The organism is Xanthomonas sp. F14, assembly GCF_014199865.1.
Window position 1 is genome coordinate 1,256,596 of the sequence record NZ_JACHOM010000001.1, and the last position, 20,282, is coordinate 1,276,877.

General features: G+C 62.5%; 17 protein-coding genes. 12 read left to right on the forward strand and 5 right to left on the reverse strand.

Annotated elements, in window-relative coordinates:
• Window positions 1-126 precede the first annotated feature (126 nt).
• The gene (locus GGR73_RS05455; protein WP_184455941.1) at window positions 127-1,002 is read left to right on the forward strand and encodes a LysR family transcriptional regulator; all 876 of its coding nucleotides are present in this window, start codon (window positions 127-129) and stop codon (window positions 1,000-1,002) included.
• 308 nt (window positions 1,003-1,310) lie between these two features.
• Here GGR73_RS05455 and GGR73_RS05460 read toward each other — a convergent pair whose 3' ends face one another.
• Window positions 1,311-2,225: a universal stress protein gene (locus tag GGR73_RS05460; protein ID WP_184455943.1), complete on the reverse strand. Its 915-nt coding sequence runs from the start codon at window positions 2,223-2,225 to the stop codon at window positions 1,311-1,313.
• 14 nt (window positions 2,226-2,239) lie between these two features.
• A complete protein-coding gene (locus GGR73_RS05465; protein WP_226427848.1) occupies window positions 2,240-3,181 on the reverse strand; it encodes a bestrophin family protein in 942 nt (313 codons plus the stop codon).
• A 183-nt stretch (window positions 3,182-3,364) separates the two neighbouring features.
• Between GGR73_RS05465 and GGR73_RS05470 the strand changes: the two genes are divergently transcribed.
• From GGR73_RS05470 to GGR73_RS05490, 5 genes are all read left to right on the forward strand, one after another.
• A complete protein-coding gene (locus tag GGR73_RS05470) occupies window positions 3,365-4,804 on the forward strand; it encodes an ATP-binding protein (protein ID WP_184455945.1) in 1,440 nt (479 codons plus the stop codon).
• On the forward strand, window positions 4,797-5,441 hold the full coding sequence (locus GGR73_RS05475) for a LuxR C-terminal-related transcriptional regulator (protein WP_024939961.1): 645 nt from the start codon (window positions 4,797-4,799) through the stop codon (window positions 5,439-5,441). Before GGR73_RS05470 ends, GGR73_RS05475 begins: the two co-directional genes overlap by 8 nt.
• 275 nt (window positions 5,442-5,716) lie before the next feature.
• Complete coding sequence (locus GGR73_RS05480; RefSeq protein WP_184456506.1) at window positions 5,717-7,075, forward strand: alpha/beta hydrolase; 1,359 nt, start codon at window positions 5,717-5,719, stop codon at window positions 7,073-7,075.
• A complete protein-coding gene (locus tag GGR73_RS05485) occupies window positions 7,072-8,601 on the forward strand; it encodes a GMC family oxidoreductase (protein WP_184455947.1) in 1,530 nt (509 codons plus the stop codon). Before GGR73_RS05480 ends, GGR73_RS05485 begins: the two co-directional genes overlap by 4 nt.
• A gap of 43 nt (window positions 8,602-8,644) precedes the next feature.
• Window positions 8,645-9,448: an SDR family oxidoreductase gene (locus tag GGR73_RS05490; protein WP_184455949.1), complete on the forward strand. Its 804-nt coding sequence runs from the start codon at window positions 8,645-8,647 to the stop codon at window positions 9,446-9,448.
• Window positions 9,449-9,731: 283 nt separating this feature from the next.
• Here GGR73_RS05490 and GGR73_RS05495 read toward each other — a convergent pair whose 3' ends face one another.
• Complete coding sequence (locus GGR73_RS05495; protein WP_184455951.1) at window positions 9,732-10,694, reverse strand: RDD family protein; 963 nt, start codon at window positions 10,692-10,694, stop codon at window positions 9,732-9,734.
• 352 nt (window positions 10,695-11,046) lie between these two features.
• Here GGR73_RS05495 and GGR73_RS05500 point away from each other — a divergent pair, with 352 nt between their 5' ends.
• Entirely contained in the window at window positions 11,047-11,415 is a 369-nt protein-coding gene (locus GGR73_RS05500) for a GIY-YIG nuclease family protein (RefSeq protein WP_167764200.1), read from the forward strand.
• Window positions 11,416-11,707: 292 nt separating this feature from the next.
• A complete protein-coding gene (locus GGR73_RS05505) occupies window positions 11,708-12,625 on the forward strand; it encodes an HNH endonuclease (RefSeq protein ID WP_104553448.1) in 918 nt (305 codons plus the stop codon).
• Between the two features lie 189 nt (window positions 12,626-12,814).
• On the opposite strand, the gene GGR73_RS05510 is transcribed toward GGR73_RS05505, so the two are convergent.
• Complete coding sequence (locus GGR73_RS05510; protein ID WP_184455952.1) at window positions 12,815-13,543, reverse strand: hypothetical protein; 729 nt, start codon at window positions 13,541-13,543, stop codon at window positions 12,815-12,817.
• Between the two features lie 407 nt (window positions 13,544-13,950).
• On the opposite strand from GGR73_RS05510, the gene GGR73_RS05515 reads away from it, so the two are divergent.
• From GGR73_RS05515 to qatD, 4 genes are all read left to right on the forward strand, one after another.
• A complete protein-coding gene (locus GGR73_RS05515; RefSeq protein ID WP_184455954.1) occupies window positions 13,951-15,798 on the forward strand; it encodes a P-loop NTPase fold protein in 1,848 nt (615 codons plus the stop codon).
• A gap of 224 nt (window positions 15,799-16,022) precedes the next feature.
• Complete coding sequence (qatB, locus tag GGR73_RS20275; protein WP_456362921.1) at window positions 16,023-16,628, forward strand: Qat anti-phage system associated protein QatB; 606 nt, start codon at window positions 16,023-16,025, stop codon at window positions 16,626-16,628.
• Entirely contained in the window at window positions 16,625-17,902 is a 1,278-nt protein-coding gene (qatC, locus tag GGR73_RS05525; protein WP_104553444.1) for a Qat anti-phage system QueC-like protein QatC, read from the forward strand. Before qatB ends, qatC begins: the two co-directional genes overlap by 4 nt.
• Window positions 17,899-18,633: a Qat anti-phage system TatD family nuclease QatD gene (gene qatD, locus GGR73_RS05530; RefSeq protein ID WP_167764196.1), complete on the forward strand. Its 735-nt coding sequence runs from the start codon at window positions 17,899-17,901 to the stop codon at window positions 18,631-18,633. The genes qatC and qatD overlap by 4 nt, the downstream gene beginning before the upstream one ends.
• 33 nt (window positions 18,634-18,666) lie before the next feature.
• On the opposite strand, the gene GGR73_RS05535 is transcribed toward qatD, so the two are convergent.
• Complete coding sequence (locus tag GGR73_RS05535; protein ID WP_456362922.1) at window positions 18,667-19,764, reverse strand: site-specific integrase; 1,098 nt, start codon at window positions 19,762-19,764, stop codon at window positions 18,667-18,669.
• Window positions 19,765-20,282: the final 518 nt, after the last annotated feature.

Genomic DNA, 20,282 nt, shown 5'->3' on the forward strand with positions numbered 1-20,282 from the left:
GATGGAAAGAGGCGTCATTGCGACATGTCCGCTGCGCTTGGCGTTGCGGTGACGAGACGATAGGCCGTTGCACCCACAATACGAAGACGCCAAGATGTAGACGCCTGGTTTCAAATCTGGAACACCATGGATCTCAATGCATTGATCGATTTCGCGCTGGTCGCAGCGAACCAAGGCCTGGGAAAGGCGAGCCGTGCCAGCGGTAGATCCAAGGCGACCCTGTCGCGTCGCGTCGCCGAGCTGGAGGAGCAGTTGGGAGTGCGACTGGTCGAGCGCAGCGCACGTGGCCTCAGGCTCACCGAGGCCGGGCAGCTGCTGATGGAGCGCACCGAAGTGCCGTTGAGCGAGGTGGCCGAGGCCATGGCAGCCGCACGCGAGGGGCTCTCGAGCCCGCGCGGACGCTTGCGGGTGGCATCGCCGGTGCTGTTCTCGCAACTGGCGATGGGGCGCATCGGCGCAGAGTTCTGCGCCGCCTATCCGGAGATCACGCTGGAGGTGGTGGCCGAGGACCGCACGGTCGATCTGGTGGAAGAGCAGTTCGATGTGGCCATCCGCATCAATCCCAGCCCGGACAGCAGCCTGGTCGGGCGCTGCTTCGCCAGGGATCGGCTGGTGGTCGTGGCTGCCCCCGGCATCGCCATGCCGACCGGCGGCGCGGTCACATCCATGCCCGCTGTGGTGATGTCGAGCTTCCAGCCGACCACGTGGACGCTCGATGACGGGCGTCTGGTCCTGGAACCCATTCCACGACTGCGGTTTTCCTCGTTCCTGATGGTCCGCGACGCGGCGATGGCAGGCGGTGGCATCGCGCTCATTCCGCAGTCGATCGCCTGGAACCAGCTCGCGCGTGGCGAACTGGTGCAGTGGGGCACCATCGCTGGCGCGGAGCCGGCGCTGTGGGTGTTGCACACGTCCAGGCGCCTGGCTGCCCCGAAGGTGCGCGCCTTCGTGGACTTCATGTGCGAGAGGTATCCGGACGCCTCGCTTGTGCTCAAGGGGTAGGGCGCTGCCTCCAGCTTGCGCGCGGCAGCCTGCGCGCCGGCCAGCGTGGACGCGTTATCGCCTGGAAAGATCCATCACCGAGGTGCAGACAGCGCTGCGAAAGTGCTGATCGATAAACCGATCAACACATGGATGGCAGGCGCGGTTGCGCGTCCTGGAACACGCCGGTGCGGGCACGCGCCGCCGCGTCATGACGTCGGCAGAACCGCCCCGCGCTCAGGGATGCATGCCGCGATGAGGCAAGCCCTCCCTTGCACAGCTGACGACTGCAGATGCCCAGCCAGCCGCGCGCCGAGCACCCGGTTCCCTCACACGCGCAAGAGCCGCCTGGCCAGGCTGCGGCCGGGCGCGGCGTCGGCGTGGTTGCCGCCAGCGCCCAGGATCGGGCGGCGCAGATGGGGCGGCGGCAGGCAGATCAGCACGCACGGCGTCTTTGCCAGTGCCGACTGCAGCGAGGAACGCCAGACGCCACGGCGGACGACGGCATCGTGTTCGACCACCAGCACATCGGCGCAGGCGCGTTTGAGCAGGCCGGCGATCTCGCGCCGCGGATTGCCGACGGCCACGTGGACGCGCACGCGCAGGTCCTCGTCGGGCAGTTGCTGGACCAGGTCGCCGAGCCAGCTGGCAGCCGCGTCTTCGCTCAGCGGCTTGTCGTTGAACAGGCTGTCCACCAGCAGGCCTTCGCTGACTTCCGGCACGACGTGCAGCAGATGCAGGTCGGCGCCGCGGCGACGCGCCAGGGCGGCAGCATCGCGCAGCGATTCCAGGCTGGTTTCGCGGCCGGTGATCCAGCAGGCGACGTGGCCGCCGACGGCGCCATCGCGCGGGATCGCATCGGCGTAGGGCAGGGTGAGCATGGGCGTGGCCACGCGCTGCAGCACGCGCGCGCGCAGCGACACATGCAGCGGGCGCGGCAGGCCGGTGCGCTCGGACGGCGGCATGATCAACAGCGCGTCGTCGTGGCTGCGGCAGAACGAGACGATGCCGGCGGCGGCCGGGCCGCCGGCAAGTGCACGCTCGCAGCCCGGGTAATTGGAAGCCTCGGCAAAGAACGCATCCAGCGACTGCTGGGCCTGCGCACGCTTGCCCTTGGCATGCACGTGCAGGATCGTCAGGCGCGCGCGCAGGCGGTCCACCAGTTGCGCCACGGTCGGGATGGCGGCATGGCAGGTCTCGGAAAAATTGGTGGCAAAGATCAGGTGGGTGGGGGTGGTCTGCATGGCTGGCTCCGTGGTCAGTAGATGAAACCGTCGATGGCGCGCACTTCGCGCAGCGGTACGCGCTGGCCCAGCATTTCGCGCAGGGTGAGTTCGATGCCGCGCGACAGCGCGGTCATCGGGGTGTCGTGCACGGTGTTCTCGAACGGGTCTTCGATGGCGCTGCTGGCGCTGTCGATGGCGATCAGGGTGAAGCTGATCAGCACCGAGGCGATCGGCATGGCCAGGCCCATGCCGGCGATCAGGCCCAGCGGCACCAGCCAGCAATACATGTTCACCAGCGTGCGCGGCAGCGAGGAGAACTGCCGCGGCAGCGGGGTGTTCTTGATGCGTTCGCAGGCGCCCTGGATATTGGCCAGCGTGGTGAGGTTGGCGTCCAGCGACGACCAGCGCAGGCTGTCGAGCATGCCCCAGTCGCGCGCCTGCTGCAGTTGCTGGCCCAGCCGCAGGGTCAGCGCGTTGGGGATGTTGGCGTAGCCGCGCAGGTCGTCGGCGCGTGCCTGGCCGAGCAGCCCGGCCAGCTCGGGAAACGGGTTCTGCCGGCGCAGATGGCAGCGCAAGGCGTGCACGAAGGCGACCTGGTGCACCACGATATCGTCGCGCAGTGCGGCCTGGCGCGGGTCGGCCGGATCCACATCCAGCGCGGTCAGGGCCTGGCGTGCGATGGCGCGCGAGGTGTTCACCAGCGCGCCCCAGAGTTGGCGCGCTTCCCACCAGCGGCCATAGGCCGCATTGGCGCGGAACGCCAGGAAGATGGTGAGCGCCGAGCCGAGCTGGGCCAGCGGCAAGGCTTCGATCGACAGCCACTGCCAGCCGAAGAAGGTGTAGAGCACGGCCACGGCGCAGTCGAACGCCAGCAACACCAGCAGGCGCTTGTAGGTCTTGGGCCAGATGCGTCGCAACGGAAACGTATCGCGGGTGATCATGGGAGAGGCAACATCGACGTGGGGTGGATGCATTACACCCAGCCTCCACGGTCGTGTCTGCCATCCTTGCGCCAGCGTTGGACAGTGCGCGCACCGTCCGAACGATGCGGCCGGCCTATCTTTCGATAGGTGAAATCCGCAGCCCTGGCCACGATGCTGTGGCATCAACCACCGCAACAGAGGAGCGGCATTGCAGCGCAGGGGCATGGGTAGGCAATGGACAGACTGAGACTGCCATTCAAGTGGCGCGGACAGGTGGTCAAGCTCAATCGCGGCCCGACGCTATGGGCGTCGCTGGCGATGCTGGCCTCGCTGGTGTGGGCGGAGTGGTACTCGCACCTGGGCGTATCGCTGGGGCTGCTGTACATCCTGCCGGTGGTGCTGGCGGCCACGGTGCTATCGCGGCGCGACATCGTCATCGCGGCGATTGCCTGTGCGGTGCTGCGCGGCCTGTTCGTCACCGACGAAACCCTGGTCGAACAGGCACTGCGCTTTTTCATGGCGACGGTTGCCTATGCCGGCTGCGGGTTGCTCGTGGCTGAAATCAGCCGCACCCGCCGGGTGATCCTGGCCCATTACGTGCAGCTGCGCGCCGAACAGCGGCTGCGCCGGCGGCTGGAGCGGCAATTGCGGCTGCTTGCCGAGAGCAGCCCGGCGGCGTTGCTGACCGTGGCCGGCGACGGCCGCATCGTGGCGGCCAACCGCGCCGCGCACGAGATCCTGGACATGGCCGAGGAGGGCGGGCTGGAAGGCCGCGCGGTGCGCGAGTTCCTGCCGCTGCTGGACGACGCGCTGAGCATGAGCGCCAACCTGGATGGCATGCGCACCTCCGCCAGCACCTGGGGCTGCCGCAGCGACGGCACCCGCTTCCCGGCCACCACCTGGTTCTCGGTCTACGAAGACAGCGCCGAGCGCCACCTGGCCGCGATCCTGGTCGACACCAGCGAGGAAGTGCGCGCGCGCGAATCGGCGCACTTCGACGATGTGCTGAAGAACAATCGCCTGCTGGCCGGCGCGGTGTCGCACGAGATCCGCAACCTGTGTTCGGCGGCGGGCGTGGTCACTTCCAACCTGGCGCGGCATCCTGCGATTGGCGCTGATCCGGATCTGGCCGCGTTGCGAAGCCTGGTGGCGGCACTGATGGAGCTGGCGTCCTTCAACCTGCGGCGGCAGCTGCCCGACGACGCGCATGAAACGCGGCTGCAGACGCTGTGCAGCGAGCTGGATGTGATCATCCGTTCGGACTGGGAGGATGTCGAGGGCCAACTGGTGATCCAGATCGCGGCCGACTTCCCCTCGGTGCACGGCGACCGCCACGCGCTGTTGCAGGTATTGCTCAATCTGGCGCGCAATTCGCTGCGCGCGGTGCAGGCGCTGCCACCGCAACGCCGCCAGTTGATCGTCAGTGCGCGCCTGGAGCAGGAGCGTGCGGTGCTGAGCGTGCGCGACACCGGGCCCGGCATCGCCGAGCCGGGCCGCCTGTTCCAGCCGTTCCGCAGCGACAGCGACGGCTCCGGGCTGGGGCTGTACATCTCGCGTGCGCTGATGGCCAACCAGGGTGGTCTGCTGCGTTACGCGCCTGGCGGCGAAGGCGCCTGTTTCGAGCTGCATCTGCCGCTGGCGCACGCAGCATATGCGGAGGCGCTGGATGGATGAGTCGCGGCGCGCACCGGTGCGCCTCTATCTGCTGGACGACCACACGCTGTTCCGCGAGGGCCTGCTGCGCCTGCTCGGTGCCGACGCCCGCTTCGAGGTGGTCGGGCAGTCCGGCGCATTGGCGCAGGCCATCGTACAGATCGCCTCGCTGACGCCGGACGTGGTCATCCTCGACTACGACATGGGCGAGTACAACGCGCTGGACTACATGCGGCGCCAAGCCGAGCAGGCGCGCCGTCCGGCCACGCTGGTCGTCACCGCCGGCCTGCCCGAGCGCGACGCACTGGCCTTGATCCGGCTCGGGGTGTCCGGCATCTGCCGCAAGGATGTTTCCACCGATGAACTGATCGACAGCATCCATGCGGTGGCGATGGGCCGGGTGCTGATCGACCAGCGTTATCTGCAATCGCTGGTCGCCCAGGGCACCCAGGAAAGCCGGCCCAGTTTTACCGACCGTGAGCGCGAAGTGCTGCGTGGCCTGCTGCGCGGGCAGTCCAACAAGTTGATCGCACGCCAGCTCGGCAGTTCGGAAAGCGCGATCAAGGCCACCTTCCAGCAGCTGTTCAATAAGCTCGACGTGCGCTCGCGCAGCCAGTTGGTGATGGTGATCCTGCAGGATTATCGCGACCTGGTATGAGGTGTCGTGGTCCATTGAAGCCATCGGGCGAGCGATGCAGATGCTTATCCGTTGACCCCAATGCAGTTGCAACGGCACGCTGACAGATAGGGCATGCGACAAGGCCGCATGTGTGACGCTGATCTGCCGCCTTGCAGGCATGCCGATCGGGATGCAACAGACGTTGTTCGCGGACAAGCGCCAAGCCTCACGTCATCACACGATGTCGGACTCATCTGCACGAGGCATGGACAAAGCGCCGGTCATCATGCGCGCCTGATGGAGAGAGGTGTTACATGGCGAAGCCGACGCTGTTCTTCCTGCACGCGCTTGGGTCCAGCAGCAACGAGTGGTCTGGGGTGATCCAGCGACTGGAGGCGCGCTTCGATTGTGTGGCGCTCGATATTCCCGGCTTTGGAGACGCGCCGCCGCTGCAGCATATCGACACCGCCGCACTGGTTGCCTGGTTTGTCGATGAGGTGATCCGGCGGCAACCGACCTGCTGGTTTGTGATCGGACACAGCATGGGCGGAAAGATCGCCACCCTGGCAGCGGCGCAGGCACGCGAGGGCGTAGCCGGGCTTGCCGGCCTGGCCGGCGTGACCCTGGTCGCGGCGTCGCCGCCGGCGCCCGAGCCGATGGAGGAGTCACGACGGCAGACCATGCTGGCCTGGTTCGAAAAGGGCCATCCCACCCGGCAAGAGGCCGAGCAGTTTATCGACGACAACTGTGCGGCGAGGTTGCCTGCGCCTGTGAGGGACGCGGCTGTAAACGATGTGCTGCGAACCAATGCAAAAGCATGGATTGCCTGGCTTGCGCATGCCAGTCGTGAGGACTGCAGCGCGCAGGCCGGCTGCATGCACGTGCCGGCGTTGATCCTCGCCGGCAGTGAGGATGGCGACCTCGGCGAAGCCGCGCAAAGCACGTTGAACGCGCCGCATTATCACGCTGCGCGGCTCGCCGTCGTGGCCGATGCCGCGCACCTGATCCCCTACGAACAACCGCAACACCTGGCGCAGCTGATCGCAGCGCATGTGGAGCGCAGCATGGACACGTGCCTGCCCGATGACTTCGTCAGGCTGCTCAATGCAGACCGGGTTGCCCCGCGCATGCGCAAGCTGCTGCTCAGCCGGCACGCCGGCCCACCCGCAGATGCGCAAGGCGTGCTGAGCCAGCATCAACTGGAGATACTCGGCGCAGTCGTTGCGCGCGTATTGGATGGGGAAAGCGATGCGCGCGCGATTGCACGGCGGATCGACGTCCAGCTTGCCGAAGGCGCAGGAGATGGTTGGCGCCATGCCGCGTTGCCACCCGATCGGCTGGCGATGCCGCTGGGGCTCGACACGCTCGACGCGCTGAGCAACGGCTTCGCTGGCCTGCCTGCGGAAACCCAGGACCATTGGCTGCGCGAGGTGTCGCGCGCGACGGCTGGCGATTCCTCGGCACATGGGCTGGATGCAGCGCAGCTGGCGCACTGGTTCGAGGATGTGCGCGCCGAAGCCGTGCGGACCTGGGTCAGCCATCCCGCCACGATGGCCGCATTGGGCTACGACGGCTTTGCGGTTGGCGGTGTCGGTATCGACAGCCTGGGCTATCAGCACACCGCAGCCGACCGGCAGGAAGCCTGGCAGCTTCCTGCCGAAGGCCTGCGATGAGCCCGGGCATTCACGACGCTGCAGTCGATGTGGTGGTGGTAGGCAGCGGCGCAGGCGGCGGCCCGCTGGCCGCACGGCTTGCACAGGCAGGTCTGTCGGTGGTGGTGCTGGAAGCGGGTGCGGCCTTCAGCCCCGCCTCCCATCTGCCCGATGAGTTGACCACCGGCATCTACTGGATGGAGGAGCGCCTGAGCGGCGGGCAGACGCCCACCGCATTCGGCGCCAACAATTCCGGTTCGGGCCTGGGTGGTTCGACACTGCATTGGGGCGCCTTCTGCCCGCGTCCGGACAAGCGCGATCTGAGCCTGTCGACGCACACCGGGCAGCGCAGCATGGACTGGCCGATCGCGCATGAAGAGCTGCTGTCCTATATCCGCCGCGTGGAGGAATTCATCGGCGTGTCCGGGCCGTCGCACTATCCGTGGGATCCCAAGCGCAACTACGCCTATGCGCCGCCGCAGCGCAATGCGTCGGCCAACGCGATGGAGCGTGGTTGCCGCACGCTCGGCATCACCGCCACCGACGCGCCTGCCGCGTTGGTGACCAGGGCGCATGCGCAGCCGCACCACGGCATGCGCGCGGCCTGCAACAACTGCGGCGCCTGTCATCAAGGTTGCAGCAATGGCGCCAAGGTGAGCGTCGATACCACCTGGCTACCGCTGGCGCGCGCGCACGGTGCCCAGTTGCGACCCGGCTGCCGGGTCATCGATATCGAGCGCGATGCGCGTGGCATGGTCAGCGCGGTGGTCTACCAGCAGGACGGACGCGAACTGCGCCAGCGTTGCACAAGCCTGTTCCTGTGCGCAGGCGGCGTGGAAACACCGCGCTTGCTGCTCAACCTGGGGCTGGCCAACTCCAGCGGTCAGGTCGGGCGCAATTTCATGGCGCATGTGGCCACTCAGGTGTGGGGAGAGTTCGATGCGGACATGCGGATGAACCGCGGCTACCCCTCGTCGCTGATCACCGAGGACATGCTGCGCCCGGCCAATGCCGATTTCATCGGCGGCTATCTGGTGCAGAGCCTGGGCGTGCAGCCGATCACCCTGGCCAACACCCTGGCACGTGGTGCAGGCCTGTGGGGGAGGGAGCTCGTCTCGACCATGGCGCGCTACAATCGCCTGGCCGGCATCGGCATCAATGGCGAATGCCTGCCGCAGGACGCCAACGTGCTGACCCTGTCTGATGAGCACGATGCCTTCGGCCAGCGCAAGGCGCGTATCGACTTCAGCTACGGACCCAACGAACGTGCGATCGATGCCCACGCACGCGCATCGCTGCACGCAATCTGGGAGGCGGCAGGTGCACAACGCATCTTCGCCGCCGCCCGCTCCGCACACACATTGGGTACCTGCCGCATGGGCACCGATCCGGAGCAGGCCGTGGTCGACCCGGACGGCCGCGCATTCGATATCGCCAACCTCTACATCTGCGACAACTCGATTTTTCCAAGTGCGCTGGCAGCCAATCCTGCGCTGACGCAGATGGCACTTGGCCTGCGCACGGCGGAGCGTTTTCTCGCCCGCTAGTTGCGTGCATACCACCACCTCTCTCTACCACCAGGAGTTCAGCATGGATCTCGGAATCAACAATCGGATCGCCCTCATTAGTGGCGGCGACTCGGGAATGGGCAAGGAGACTGCGCGGCAGCTGCTCGAAGCCGGCGTGCGCGTGGCGATCACCGATCTTCCGGACGGTACGCTCGACCAGGCAGTGGCCGAGCTGTCGGGCCTGGGGCAGATCATCGCCATCGAGGGCGACGTCACCCGCGAGCAGGACGTCGCCGCCATCTGGACACAGGTGCGCGAACAACTGGGCGACCCCGACATCTACATCAACGCAGCGGGCGTCACCGGCGCAACCGGCGACTTCCTGGAGGTCAGCGACGCCGGCTGGCTCGAAACGCTAGACATCAACCTGATGGGCGCAGTGCGCATGTGCCGCCAGGCCATCCCCGCGATGCGCCGCAATCAATGGGGCCGGATCGTGCTGTTCGCCTCGGAAGACGCCGTGCAGCCTTACGTGGACGAGCTGGCCTACTGCGCATCGAAGGCAGGAATCCTCAGCCTGGCCAAGGGCATGTCCAAGGCCTACGGACCGGACAACGTGCTGGTCAATACGGTGTCGCCCGCCTTCATCGCAACCCCGATGACCGACAAGATGATGCAAAAGCGCGCCAGCGAAAACGGAACCACGTTCGAGCAGGCGATCGAATCGTTCCTGGACGAAGAGCGTCCCGGCATGGTGCTCAAGCGACGCGGCCGCCCGGAAGAAGTGGCCTCGGCGGTTGCCTTCCTGTGCTCCGAGCGCGCCAGCTTCATCAACGGCGCCGGGATCCGGGTGGATTCGGGATCGGTCTTCACCATCGCGGGTTGAGGCGGGCGTCGTTCCGAGATGCGGTGAGCCCATAAGCTGCCGCGTCCTGTCTCTGCACCCGGTACCAGGTGCGGATAAGTAAGCGCATGTGTAATCGGCTGCAGGAATACTGCAGCCGCGTTGCCCAGGAAACCAGCTCGTTCAGCGGAGTGGGGCGCCCATGTTTACGGCGACGCACTTACCACGGGCTTGGCAACCGCCTGCGGTGCACGGGCCGCGCAACTCCCCTCGATACCCATCCCACGCCGCATCGCAGGCATTGTCTTCGGCAGGATAGGAGACGCTACCTTCTGCTTCTCGCTGCGGCATCGCTGTTACCGGCCGCCGCCAACGCTTTCGGCGCGAACTGATACCCCATCAAGCGCCAGGACGATGCGATGCCCAGGTCATAGCCATAGACCAGCGTGACGTGGATGGCCGACATGGCGGCTGCCTTCTTGTCGTTGGCGAGGACGACCTTGGCAAGGTGCTCCGCCAACGCTTTGTCGTCGATGCGCCGTTCGGACAGGTTGACCTGCACAACCACAGATTCGACATTCGGCGTGCCAAACACCGTGTTGTGCACGACGCGCGCGGACTGCACGCCCGGCTCGGCACTGACGGCTTCATGTGCCGCCAGCAAGTCCTTGAAGTAGTCACTCTGCGCAAGTTGCCCAGTAAAAGCCGGGACCGCTGCGGCTGCAATCATCAACACAGCGACCACCACCAAGTGCACACGCCACACCGGCATCGGCCTGACAGCGGCGAGCGGTGTCTGCGCGGTGACCACCGTGCTTCCCACCGCAAGGTCGTGCAACGACCGGCGACCGCGGCGATTGAACAGATACAGATAAAGGATCGAGAGCGTCCCGCCGAAGATCAGCAGCGTCAACACATACTGCAGCGGCGAGAGCAACACATCGCGATCGAACTGTGCGCCGTTGAGGAAGAACGGGACACCCAATACCGAGTAACGCAGCAGCGATTGCGGAAGTGCCAGCAGGGCATCGTCCTTGCCAGCAACGCGCACGCCCAGCAGGCGCTTGCCCAGGGTCTGCCCCTTGCAAAGCACGCTGTTCATGACACCAAAGTAAGTCAGTGCAACGAAGAATCCGAACAAACGCCCATAACCGCCCATCCGCACGAACACATCCAGCAACGCCCAGCCAGCCAACGCGCCGGCCATGCCAAGCACCAGGCAATCGACCAAGAACGCAGCAGACCGCCGCCAAAAACCCGCCGCGCCAGGCGCAGTATCAACTTCCATGTAGTTCCCCGTAAGGTGTTCTCCCGGACGGGATGATGCCATGCTGCAGTCAAGGAGACCACGCGTCGGCGGCTTTACCCGGGGATTCGCGGCAATTTGGTGGCAGATAAAATCTCAGTTTCTGGTCGACAACGGGCATGGCTGGGGAGGACAGCTTGGGGGAATATGGCTATCGATTAGGGAGCGTTATCGGGGCTATGGGAAATGTCCAATTTCACATCATAAAGAAAACTTGGCATTGTCGCGGCGGCGCCGTGTGGTCACCAAACTTGCTCGTTTAGGTGAGGCATGAGCACGATGCGCACAAGGCCGTTGTGCCGTTTAATCTGGCTGCATTGAAGCGGACGTAAATATGGCAGATATTCTGAGCTTAACAATTCGATCTTCGCCCATAACTATCTACGTTCTAGAGCTTGAGAACGGTTGCTACTATGTTGGGCAGTCATGCAAGTTCGTCGAGCGGATTGCTGCTCACTTTCAGGGAAAAGGATCTGCCTGGACGCGGCGACATTCACCCATTGCTGTCTTGTGCGCCAAGACGGTTAGAACACGCGATTGGAAGGTGGCTGAGCGAATTGAGAACAGGCTTACTTTGTTCTTGATGTCTAAACACGGTTGGCAGAAGGTGCGTGGTGGTTTTTGGTCGAATGTCGGCGAGCGATCTACTAGTGGCGCCCTAGTGCACCACCGGAAGGCGCACCTCCTCAAACATAGCCCTTAGTGCCAAAAAAGCATATAGAGCTTCTGGATTAGGGATGTTTATCGCGGGTAGTCCGCATGGCGGTATCTGACTGAAAGTCGTGCATCTATTTGCGGGCGGACTAATGCCTAACAACGTCTTCAGCATTACTTCTAGGCTAGGTTAAACCCAGACTTGCTGGACGGGCCGCGCCGCCCTAAGATCGAGCTCTTTCAACGAGGACGCCACCATATGGCGCCCTTTGGATGTGTCGCATAGGCGCACCCATGGGTCCGTCCATTATGCAGTTGGGTCTTATAGGAATGGTCAGCAAATGTTGCAAAAGGACATCAAGCTTCTGTGGGGTCGTGCAGGTAACCGTTGCTCGAAATGCCGCTGCGAACTATCGCAAGATGCGGTTGCCACTAGCTCTGCATTCACGCTCGGTGAACAGGCTCACATTGTCGGTGAGAAGGAGGGTGCTGCTCGCTGGTCAGACGCACTCACTCTGGATGAGCGCAATAGCTATCACAACCTCATTTTGATGTGCCCAACACATCACACGGAGATCGACAAGAACGAGGCGGATTGGCCGGTCGAGAAGCTTCACTATCTGAAATCGACCCACGAGCTTTGGGTGCGAGAGACGCTGGCTGACTCGGCAGACCTGAAGGTCGTCGCAAAGCAAGTTGCCGTAACCTCAATTATTGATGCCGCGGTTGAGCTTTGTGACCTAGAAAACTGGCGGAACTGGACTAGCTTCGCACTCGCACCAGACCCATCGTGGCGACACGAACTTCCTGGCGCGATTTTCGAGTTTCGTCAACGAGTGGCGGCAGCCATATGGCCAGTTGAATTTGAGGAGCTGAAGAGAGCCGCCACCACCTTGGCAATTCTCCTGCATAAAGCGGCAACGACGTTTATGCAGCACTCTGTAAGCTCCACGGATCGCTATCTCCCCTCTAAGTTTTACAAAGGGGCGGGGCACAACCCCAACTACGCCGCTGACCTGGAAAAATACAAGGCGTGGTTAAAAGAGTGCTGGACCCTCGTTGGAGAGGCTACGCGTGCGGCAAACTGGTTCGCTGATGTCGTCCGGCGAGACATAAATCCAATGTTCTTTGCAGAGCGCGGTAAGTTCGTCATCCTGGAAGGTCCATTCGAGGACTTGCAGTACTACGCGAGCATTCCGGAGTTTACCGACGAGCAGAAGGCCTCCATGCCAGCTGTGCTCGCGGGTAAAACGCCCTAGCACTTTATTCAAGCCAGCCCTGTTCGACTATCAAATTTTATTCCATTCTCGCTTGACCGGTAACGGGCTGTTGCGCGGCTATCGATTGGGAAGATTTATCGGGGGTAGGGGCATGGCAACTGTCGATCCAAAGCGGACCTCGAAGCAGGATCTTAGTAAGTTCGGTTGGGCCTGTTGCGGCTGCGGGGACTAAATCGGCGTCGCGGCTCGCCACAGATCGTCGTATATCCTCAACTTCTCTGTAACCAGATCTTCTGCCAACGGAGCTAGGTATGTGGGCTTTTTTGCGGCTGCGTCTTTGATAGATGCGCCGAGCACCCAGCACTGGGCTTCGTCGATGAAGATCAGGCGATCATGCAGTTCGGCACTGCGACGTATTTCGATCTGCCCGCCGTTCTGGGCGTGGAAGGCCGTGACTGCGACCTTGACGCTGTCGAGGTAACGGTGCATTAGCAACCGCGTGGCGATCGGTCGTCTCAGGTTGGCGAGGTAACCGTCGAAGACCATGCTGTCCATGTATGGGTCGACGACAAACAATGACTGCGTTGCACTGCCCACAAGCTCATTGAGGGTCCGGAAGAAGTCATAGGTTGCGCCAGGTCCAAACACCTGTCCAACATCCGCCGGCAGGCTGTGCTCAAGAGCCGCGATCGCCTCGTGGATAGTCGTCAGGACCGAGCCGAAATTGGCCTGGCGATTGATGTTTGCCGCCATGTTTCGGGCTTCGACGCGAAATCCGATAGCTTGCGCCCGGTCCCATTCGGACACTAGCGCGCTCGCTCGACCAAGCCATTGGCGCTGTTCATCACCGTAGTCGCCGCGGCCTTTCAATGGTGGTTGAATTCGCAGGAGTCCACGGAGACCATCTAGCAAAACTTGAGGCGTCATGACGGGCGCGCTTACGTTGAGAGTAGTCATTTGTCAGGCCGCCGAAAGGCAAATCGTAGCGGACAAGGGGCGTTGCCATGGCAAATTGGGCAAGCCCAGAGTACTAGACGTTGGTGCCTACTGCACAATAAGCGGACATCGCGCCAGCGAGTGGATTAGGAGGTCTGATCGGGGCAGGACACCCAGAGCAGTGGCGATTCGTCCGTTGAAGACAAGAGCGTGGCCTCGGTCCGGGTCCGGGTCCGGGTCCGGGTCCGGGTCCGATGAAAGTATGGCGCTATGATGAGCGCAAGAGGTAATCAGCTACTATGCTCGAAGATAAGCGGTCAGCCGAACCGGTGACTCATGCTCCAGTCTTGGATCAAGTAAGGTTAATAGCGCTGTAGCTGGTGGCTGCCATTTCGAGGGTGTATAGAGATCGGGGAGAGCAGTACTCGATGTGGACAGATAACGAAACCGAACGGGATTTCCTGAACTTTTCCGGCGTGGCGGACACCATTGCCGAAATCATCGCGCAGGCTCAGGGCAAGCCGATTTCAATCGGCGTATCGGGGCAGTGGGGCAGGGGTAAGTCTTCGCTGATCAAACTGACACGAGCATCGTTGGCGGGCCGTTCTAAGAAGAACGGTGATCGGGACTTTGTTTTCGTGGAGTTCAATGCGTGGCTCTACCAGGGCTACGACGATGCACGTGCGGCACTGATGGACGTCATTGCCGAAAAGTTGCAGGACGAGGCTGAAAAGCGAGGCAAGGGCAAGAGCAAGGTCCTGGAGTTCATCAAACGTATCAAGTGGTTTCGCGCAGCCAAGCTGGTAACTGGAGACGCCATTGCCTTGGCCTTGGGGCTGGCTCCAACCGGCCTGCTGGGCGGGCTCTGGCGCACGGCCAAAGGCATGGCCGATGGCGTGAGTCAGAAGGAGTTCGAGCAGGGTAAGGAGCAAGCCAAGGCAGCAGCCGACGAGGCAGGCTCTCTACTGGGGCCCAAACTCGACGACTCACCTCCTAAGGAAATTCAGGCGCTTCGCGATAGCTTTGAGGAAGCCCTGGAAGAGCTCGGTATCACGCTCGTCGTATTGATCGACGACTTGGACCGTTGCTTGCCGCCCACCACCATCTCGACGCTTGAGGCTATCCGGCTCTTCCTGTTCTTGAAGAACACGGCGTTTGTGATCGCTGCCGATGATGGAATGATCAAGCACGCGGTGCGTAAGCATTTCGAGGGTCTTGAAGACGATACGCTGGTCACCAACTACTTCGACAAGCTGATTCAGGTGCCCATTCGTGTGCCCGCACTGGGGACGCAGGAAGTTCGGGCATACATGATGATGTTGTTCGTGGACAACAGCGAGCTCGAAGCATCGGTCAAGGAGACTGTCCACCAGAAGGTCGGAGAGCGTCTGCGCCAGAGCTGGCTCGGAAAGCGCGTGGATCGTGCTTTCATCCAATCGCTGGAACTTGACCTTCCCCCTAGTTTGCTCGGTCAGCTGGACACAGCGGATCGGTTGGCGCCTTTGATGGTTGCCGCGTCGGACATTTCGGGCAACCCGCGACTCATTAAGCGGTTTCTCAACGCGCTTTCGATACGAATGACGATTTCGAAGGCTCAAGGAGTCGGCGTCGATGAGGCCGTTCTCGCTAAGTTGCTGCTGTTTGAGCGCCTGGGCGATCCAAAGGCTTATGGCCAACTCATTGCTTCGGTGAGCTCGCATGACAGCGGTCACCCAACGATCCTCGCGGAATGGGAGGAGAAGGCTGCCAGTGGTATTGCTGTTGAATTGGCTGCACCTTGGCAAGGGTCTTTCGTGCAAGAGTGGTTGACGTTGCCGCCTGCGTTGGCCAAAGAAGATCTTCGTGGCGCGCTATACGTTGGCCGGGAGCATGCGCCTCTGATCACGCCCGAAGACAGGCTGTCGTCAGACGCTGCGGACGTGTTGACTGGATTGCTGGCGAGCCCAGACATGGCGGGTGCACTGAAACCACGCTTGGCGGCCATCAGCCGTCCCGAGATTGCCATCATGATGGATCGCCTTTTGGATCGGGCTCGGCAGGAGCAACAGTGGGGCGTTCCAGAAATCTTGGAAGCTTGCTTGGTCGTTGGGGAGCACGATCCTGCCCAGGGGCTGCGTCTGGCGTCCTTCCTTCGTGATCGGCCGATCGCGCAAATCCAAGCCAGCATCGTGCCGAAGATCGATGGCCAACGGTGGGCGGATAGTCTTTTCGAGCACTGGCTCAAACAAGGCGTCGGTGGTCCGGCGAAGAAAGCAATCCAGCAAAGGACGAGCTGATGGGAACCTCTCAGAGCAGTAAAGGGCCTGGGTCGGGCGTGCCGATGATTCCACCGTGGGCGGACGGCTCGGCGCCAAGCGATCCACCTGGGGATGACCCAGGACAGGACGGACAGCCGGGTGAAACTCCCACGCCCACTCTCACCCCGACGGCACCACCGGGTAGGTGGGGGACAACCCGCAGGAACTTGGGGGACTACGCGCAAACCGGCGACAGCAGGTCGATGCGTAGGGCGCTGAAAGGGTATGTGCGCAGCGGGTATGGAGGATCCGGCACAGCGTCTCGCCGGATGGGCAGCACCGCAACAACCGCAGGGGCCCTGTCCACAGCTCTCAGCAGCTTGGCCGGAGGGGCGACGCCCGATCCCACTGCGATGTTGGATCGCACGTTGCTGGTCGGACGCAACGCCGACGAGATCATGGATGCGATCGTCGAAGCCGTGCGGCCGGTAGACGGCACCCAGGATGCGGAAGCCTCACGAGCAGCGATTCGAGACGCTTTGTCCGAGCTCTTGGCGCGCTACGAAAACGCCAACCTGCTGCAGCTGACGGACGAGCAACGGGAATTCGCGATTGAGCGTTTCACGGCAAACGACGTCGTGCGTCGGTTCGAGCTCGATACGGGCCAAGTCATCATCGAAAAGGCGCCTACCACCACCATGGGTTTGGCGAGGCTGAAGGAGATTCGCAGCTACATCAAGCAGACGGTGTCCGCTTCTTTTCGGACGTTAAAGCAGGCAGGACGCCAACTGAATTCCGGCAGGGTCACCCAAGTGGTGAGGGACGCGCTGCGGGAGACATTCACGGTGTTCGAGGAGTATGTGTCTTGAAGATCTTCTGTGCACCGAAAGACTGTCCGGTCCCGCAAGGCCGCGATTTAGAGGTCCTTCTTTACGGCCAGCGCAACCGGTCTAACGATCACCAGGGCAGTGCGGGAGAAGCCGTCCAACGGGAAATTTACCGCGCTGGACTACTGCCGGATCAACGCGCCTGGGACTTTCTCTCGCTGGCATTGGCGGTGGTGACTGCAGACGTCTCGGTGACGCGCAGTGACAGCCCCGATGGGTGGACGCGCCAGATAGAGCTGGTCGTTGCCGTTTCGGATCCTGGCTTCTGGTCCACCCAATCCGACGCCATCCAAGCAATGCTGGGCTTTCTGTCCACGGATCGCTGGAACATCAGTTTTGTTGAAGGTGGGCACACGCCCAAAGCGCCATCGAAGTTGGTTCGGCCCAAGGAAGATTGCGTAGTGTTGCTTTCTGGGGGGCTGGACAGCTTGGTCGGTGCGATCGACTTGGTGAAGAAGGGCTATTCGCCCATGGCGGTGAGCAATGTGGTCCGAGGCGATGCGGACAATCAGAGCGTGTTCGCCGAGCGTATCGGTGGAGGTCTTAAGCGCTTAGCTCTCAATCACAACGCTACCCCACCGTGGGACAAGGAAGATTCACAGCGTGCTCGATCCATCATCTTTTTGGCATTCGCCGTTGTCGCGGCGACCACGCTCGAGCTTTATCACGAAGGCGAGGAAGTCCCCGTGTTTGTCTGCGAGAACGGATTCATCGCCCTTAATCCATCTCTCACTCATACGCGACTGGGTAGCCTGAGCACCCGCACGGCGCATCCGGAGTTCTTGAACAGGCTGCGTGATCTTCTGGCCGCAGCGGGGCTGAGGATTCGGCTGGAGAACCCTTACGAAGACAAGACCAAGGGTCAGATGTTGAATGAATGCAAGGATCAAGCCTTGCTCGAAGAACTTGCTCTCTCTTCCGTCAGTTGTGGCCGTTACCGCGTGTTTGGCTACCAGCATTGCGGGCGCTGCGTTCCTTGTCAGGTCCGTCGGGCGGCCATCAATGCCTGGGAGCATGTGGACGGCACGGGCTACAAATTCAAGAACCTGGGCAAGAAGGACACCGATCACGCGAAGTTCGATGACGTAAGATCCGTCGCCATGGCCATTGCTGAAGTGAAGGCGGATGGGATCGATGCTTGGCTCTCTTCCTCCTTGTCGTATCCGCGGATGGGGGACAGGGCACCACGCCGAGCGCTCGTGCAACGTGGGCTCGCTGAGCTTGAGAACCTGCACAACGAGCTTGGTGTGACGTGATCGACTTTCACTGCCACTTGGATCTATATCCAGATCCGCACGCGGTCGCTGCGGCGTGCCAGGAGCGGGGCCTCTACGTCCTGTCGGTCACCACCACGCCATCGGCTTGGAATGGCACCTCGGCCTTGGCGTTGGGCAAGAGCCGTATCAGAACTGCCCTCGGGCTTCATCCCCAAGTGGCCCATCTGCGCAAATCGGAGCTGCCGCTCTTCGAACAGTTGGTGGGGCAGACGCGATACGTGGGCGAGATTGGGTTGGATGGGGCGCCTGAGTTCCAGCCGCACTGGAATGACCAAGTGGAAGTCTTCGAGCGAATCCTTGCAGCCTGCTCCAGCGCGGGCGGCAAGATCCTCTCGTTACACAGCCGCCGCGCTAGCAAAGATGTACTGAATCGGCTAGCAAAGCATCCGCGGGCTGGAATTCCTGTCCTTCATTGGTTCAGCGGCACGGTGAAAGAGGTCGACAAGGCGGTGGAGCAGGGATGTTGGTTCAGTGTGGGCCCAGCGATGCTAAGTAGCTCGAAGGGCCGTGCTCTAGTGGATCACATGCCTCGAGAAAAAGTGCTTACCGAATCTGACGGCCCATTTGTGCAAATCGAAGGCAGATCTATCCTGCCGTGGGAGGCTTCGCGTGCGGTGCTCGCCCTCAGTGACTTGTGGCAAGTACCTTCTGCCGAGGTAACGCAGCAGCTTTCTTTAAACCTAAAGAGGTTGGGTTCGGTTCACTTCTGACGCGTTCTACAAAAGAAAGAACATGGAGTCTCTTTAGTCTTCCAGAAGACGAGCAGCTGGATTAGCTGTTGATCCACCTGCTTGAAAGTACCCCACCACGCTCGACACCGACCGGTGCTCTGTCAGTTGCATGATGGCCGGCAGCGCCACTCCTTGGCGACTGGCCTCGGTGACGAATCCCGACCGCAGACTATGCCCGCCAAAATCCCCCTCCAGCCCGGCCAGTCGCGCCCGTCGCTGCACGATCTCGCCGACGGCCGCCGGGGACAGGGAAGGGCCCACGCGCTGCTTCCAGAGCCTCCGGAAAATCGCCCCTTCGCTAATCCCAGCTGCGTTTAGCCAGTCCTGCAGAGCGAGCGCGGCCCGATCCAGCACCGGCTTGTCGGGTGTCGAGGCGGCCGTGACGCCGGCCTGCTGGGTCTTGCTGTGCTCGAGCCGGTAGATGTAACCCGCCTCGCCGATCCGGCGCAGGTCGCGCAAGTCGGCGGCGGCGATCTCACTACGCCGGCGCCCACCGCTGGCAAACCCGAAGCAGAGTAGGGCGCGATCCCGTATTCCTTCCAGGCTGTCGTCGCAGGTGGCCAGCAAGGCTTCCAGCTCGGGCAGGGTGATGGCGGTCTTCTTGCGCGGCCGGTCGCCACGTTTGACTGCGGCTCGGGCGGCGCGGCTGAGCACGGTGCGGATCGCTGGCTGTTCGCAGGGATTGGTCGCCTGTTTGAGCCTGTGCGCGGTGGACAGCACAGCGACCCGATGCCGCACGGTGGCCAAGGTCCAGGGCCCAAGCTTGGCCTTCAGGCCGGCCGCTACCAAGGCCTGGTCCACGATCGGCGGCAGCTCCCACGCCAGCTCACCGTCAGTCGAGCGGCGCTGCACGTGGTCGACCACAAACTGCAGCACGGTGGCTTCGGGCACCGGCAATACGAGCTCGATGCCGTAGCGCGCCGCATGCCAGCCGGCCCAGTAGCGCAGGGCACTGCTGTAGCTGCGGGTGGTGTTCTCGGCCGCCGCTTCGGCCAGCAGCTCGCGCACCGCGTGCGCCGCCTGTTGCGCCAGCTGTTCGGGCAGTACCAGCTGGTGGACGGTCTGGACGAGGGCGGCACGTGCCGAGCGCGACACTTTGAGCCAACACATACGCACCACTGAAGACCGGGCACATGCTGAGATCGACCGTGCGCGTCAGGAGTCCAAGCAGGCCAAGCAGCGCTAGCTACGAGCCGGCGAGAAGCAGCGCTGACTGAGCGCCAACTTGAGGAAGCGCTAGAGCGCGTATAAGGCAATGTTTCCGACCAAGCATCCAGAACCTGTGCGGTCCAAGCGAAGTCGCGGCAAAGCGGCTCCCTGATGCCAAGCAAGGCATGGTGTCGTGCTAACTGCGCGGGGAGCACCCCTGCGTCACATAGGATCATGTCCCGCATGGGAAAAAGCACTTTAAAATCAATGAAGGGATGATCCAAGCAAAAAGGACACGAATAACCGGGCTCGGTAAACCTGTGACCACACTTCTTTTGTCTCGCTTCATATAAAACAATCACTTATTCGGTGGGCGAGGATTGGGTTTGGATTCGGTATCACTGTAACAAGGGGAACGGTAAAGCTGTGACTATTTTGGGGTGAACGCTAAAGCTGTGACTTTCCCGATCCCCTGAATC

Coding starts and splice junctions, on each gene's coding strand:
- GGR73_RS05480 (WP_184456506.1), top strand. CDS start 5,717: ATGGCGAAGCCGACGCTGTTCTTCCTGCACGCGCTTGGGTCCAGCAGC.
- qatB (WP_456362921.1), top strand. CDS start 16,023: ATGCGTAGGGCGCTGAAAGGGTATGTGCGCAGCGGGTATGGAGGATCC.
- GGR73_RS05490 (WP_184455949.1), top strand. CDS start 8,645: ATGGATCTCGGAATCAACAATCGGATCGCCCTCATTAGTGGCGGCGAC.
- GGR73_RS05475 (WP_024939961.1), top strand. CDS start 4,797: ATGGATGAGTCGCGGCGCGCACCGGTGCGCCTCTATCTGCTGGACGAC.
- GGR73_RS05500 (WP_167764200.1), top strand. CDS start 11,047: ATGGCAGATATTCTGAGCTTAACAATTCGATCTTCGCCCATAACTATC.
- GGR73_RS05485 (WP_184455947.1), top strand. CDS start 7,072: ATGAGCCCGGGCATTCACGACGCTGCAGTCGATGTGGTGGTGGTAGGC.
- GGR73_RS05505 (WP_104553448.1), top strand. CDS start 11,708: ATGTTGCAAAAGGACATCAAGCTTCTGTGGGGTCGTGCAGGTAACCGT.
- GGR73_RS05535 (WP_456362922.1), bottom strand. CDS start 19,764: ATGTGTTGGCTCAAAGTGTCGCGCTCGGCACGTGCCGCCCTCGTCCAG.
- GGR73_RS05510 (WP_184455952.1), bottom strand. CDS start 13,543: ATGACTACTCTCAACGTAAGCGCGCCCGTCATGACGCCTCAAGTTTTG.
- GGR73_RS05460 (WP_184455943.1), bottom strand. CDS start 2,225: ATGCAGACCACCCCCACCCACCTGATCTTTGCCACCAATTTTTCCGAG.
- GGR73_RS05515 (WP_184455954.1), top strand. CDS start 13,951: ATGTGGACAGATAACGAAACCGAACGGGATTTCCTGAACTTTTCCGGC.
- GGR73_RS05465 (WP_226427848.1), bottom strand. CDS start 3,181: ATGCATCCACCCCACGTCGATGTTGCCTCTCCCATGATCACCCGCGAT.
- GGR73_RS05455 (WP_184455941.1), top strand. CDS start 127: ATGGATCTCAATGCATTGATCGATTTCGCGCTGGTCGCAGCGAACCAA.
- GGR73_RS05470 (WP_184455945.1), top strand. CDS start 3,365: ATGGACAGACTGAGACTGCCATTCAAGTGGCGCGGACAGGTGGTCAAG.
- GGR73_RS05495 (WP_184455951.1), bottom strand. CDS start 10,694: ATGGAAGTTGATACTGCGCCTGGCGCGGCGGGTTTTTGGCGGCGGTCT.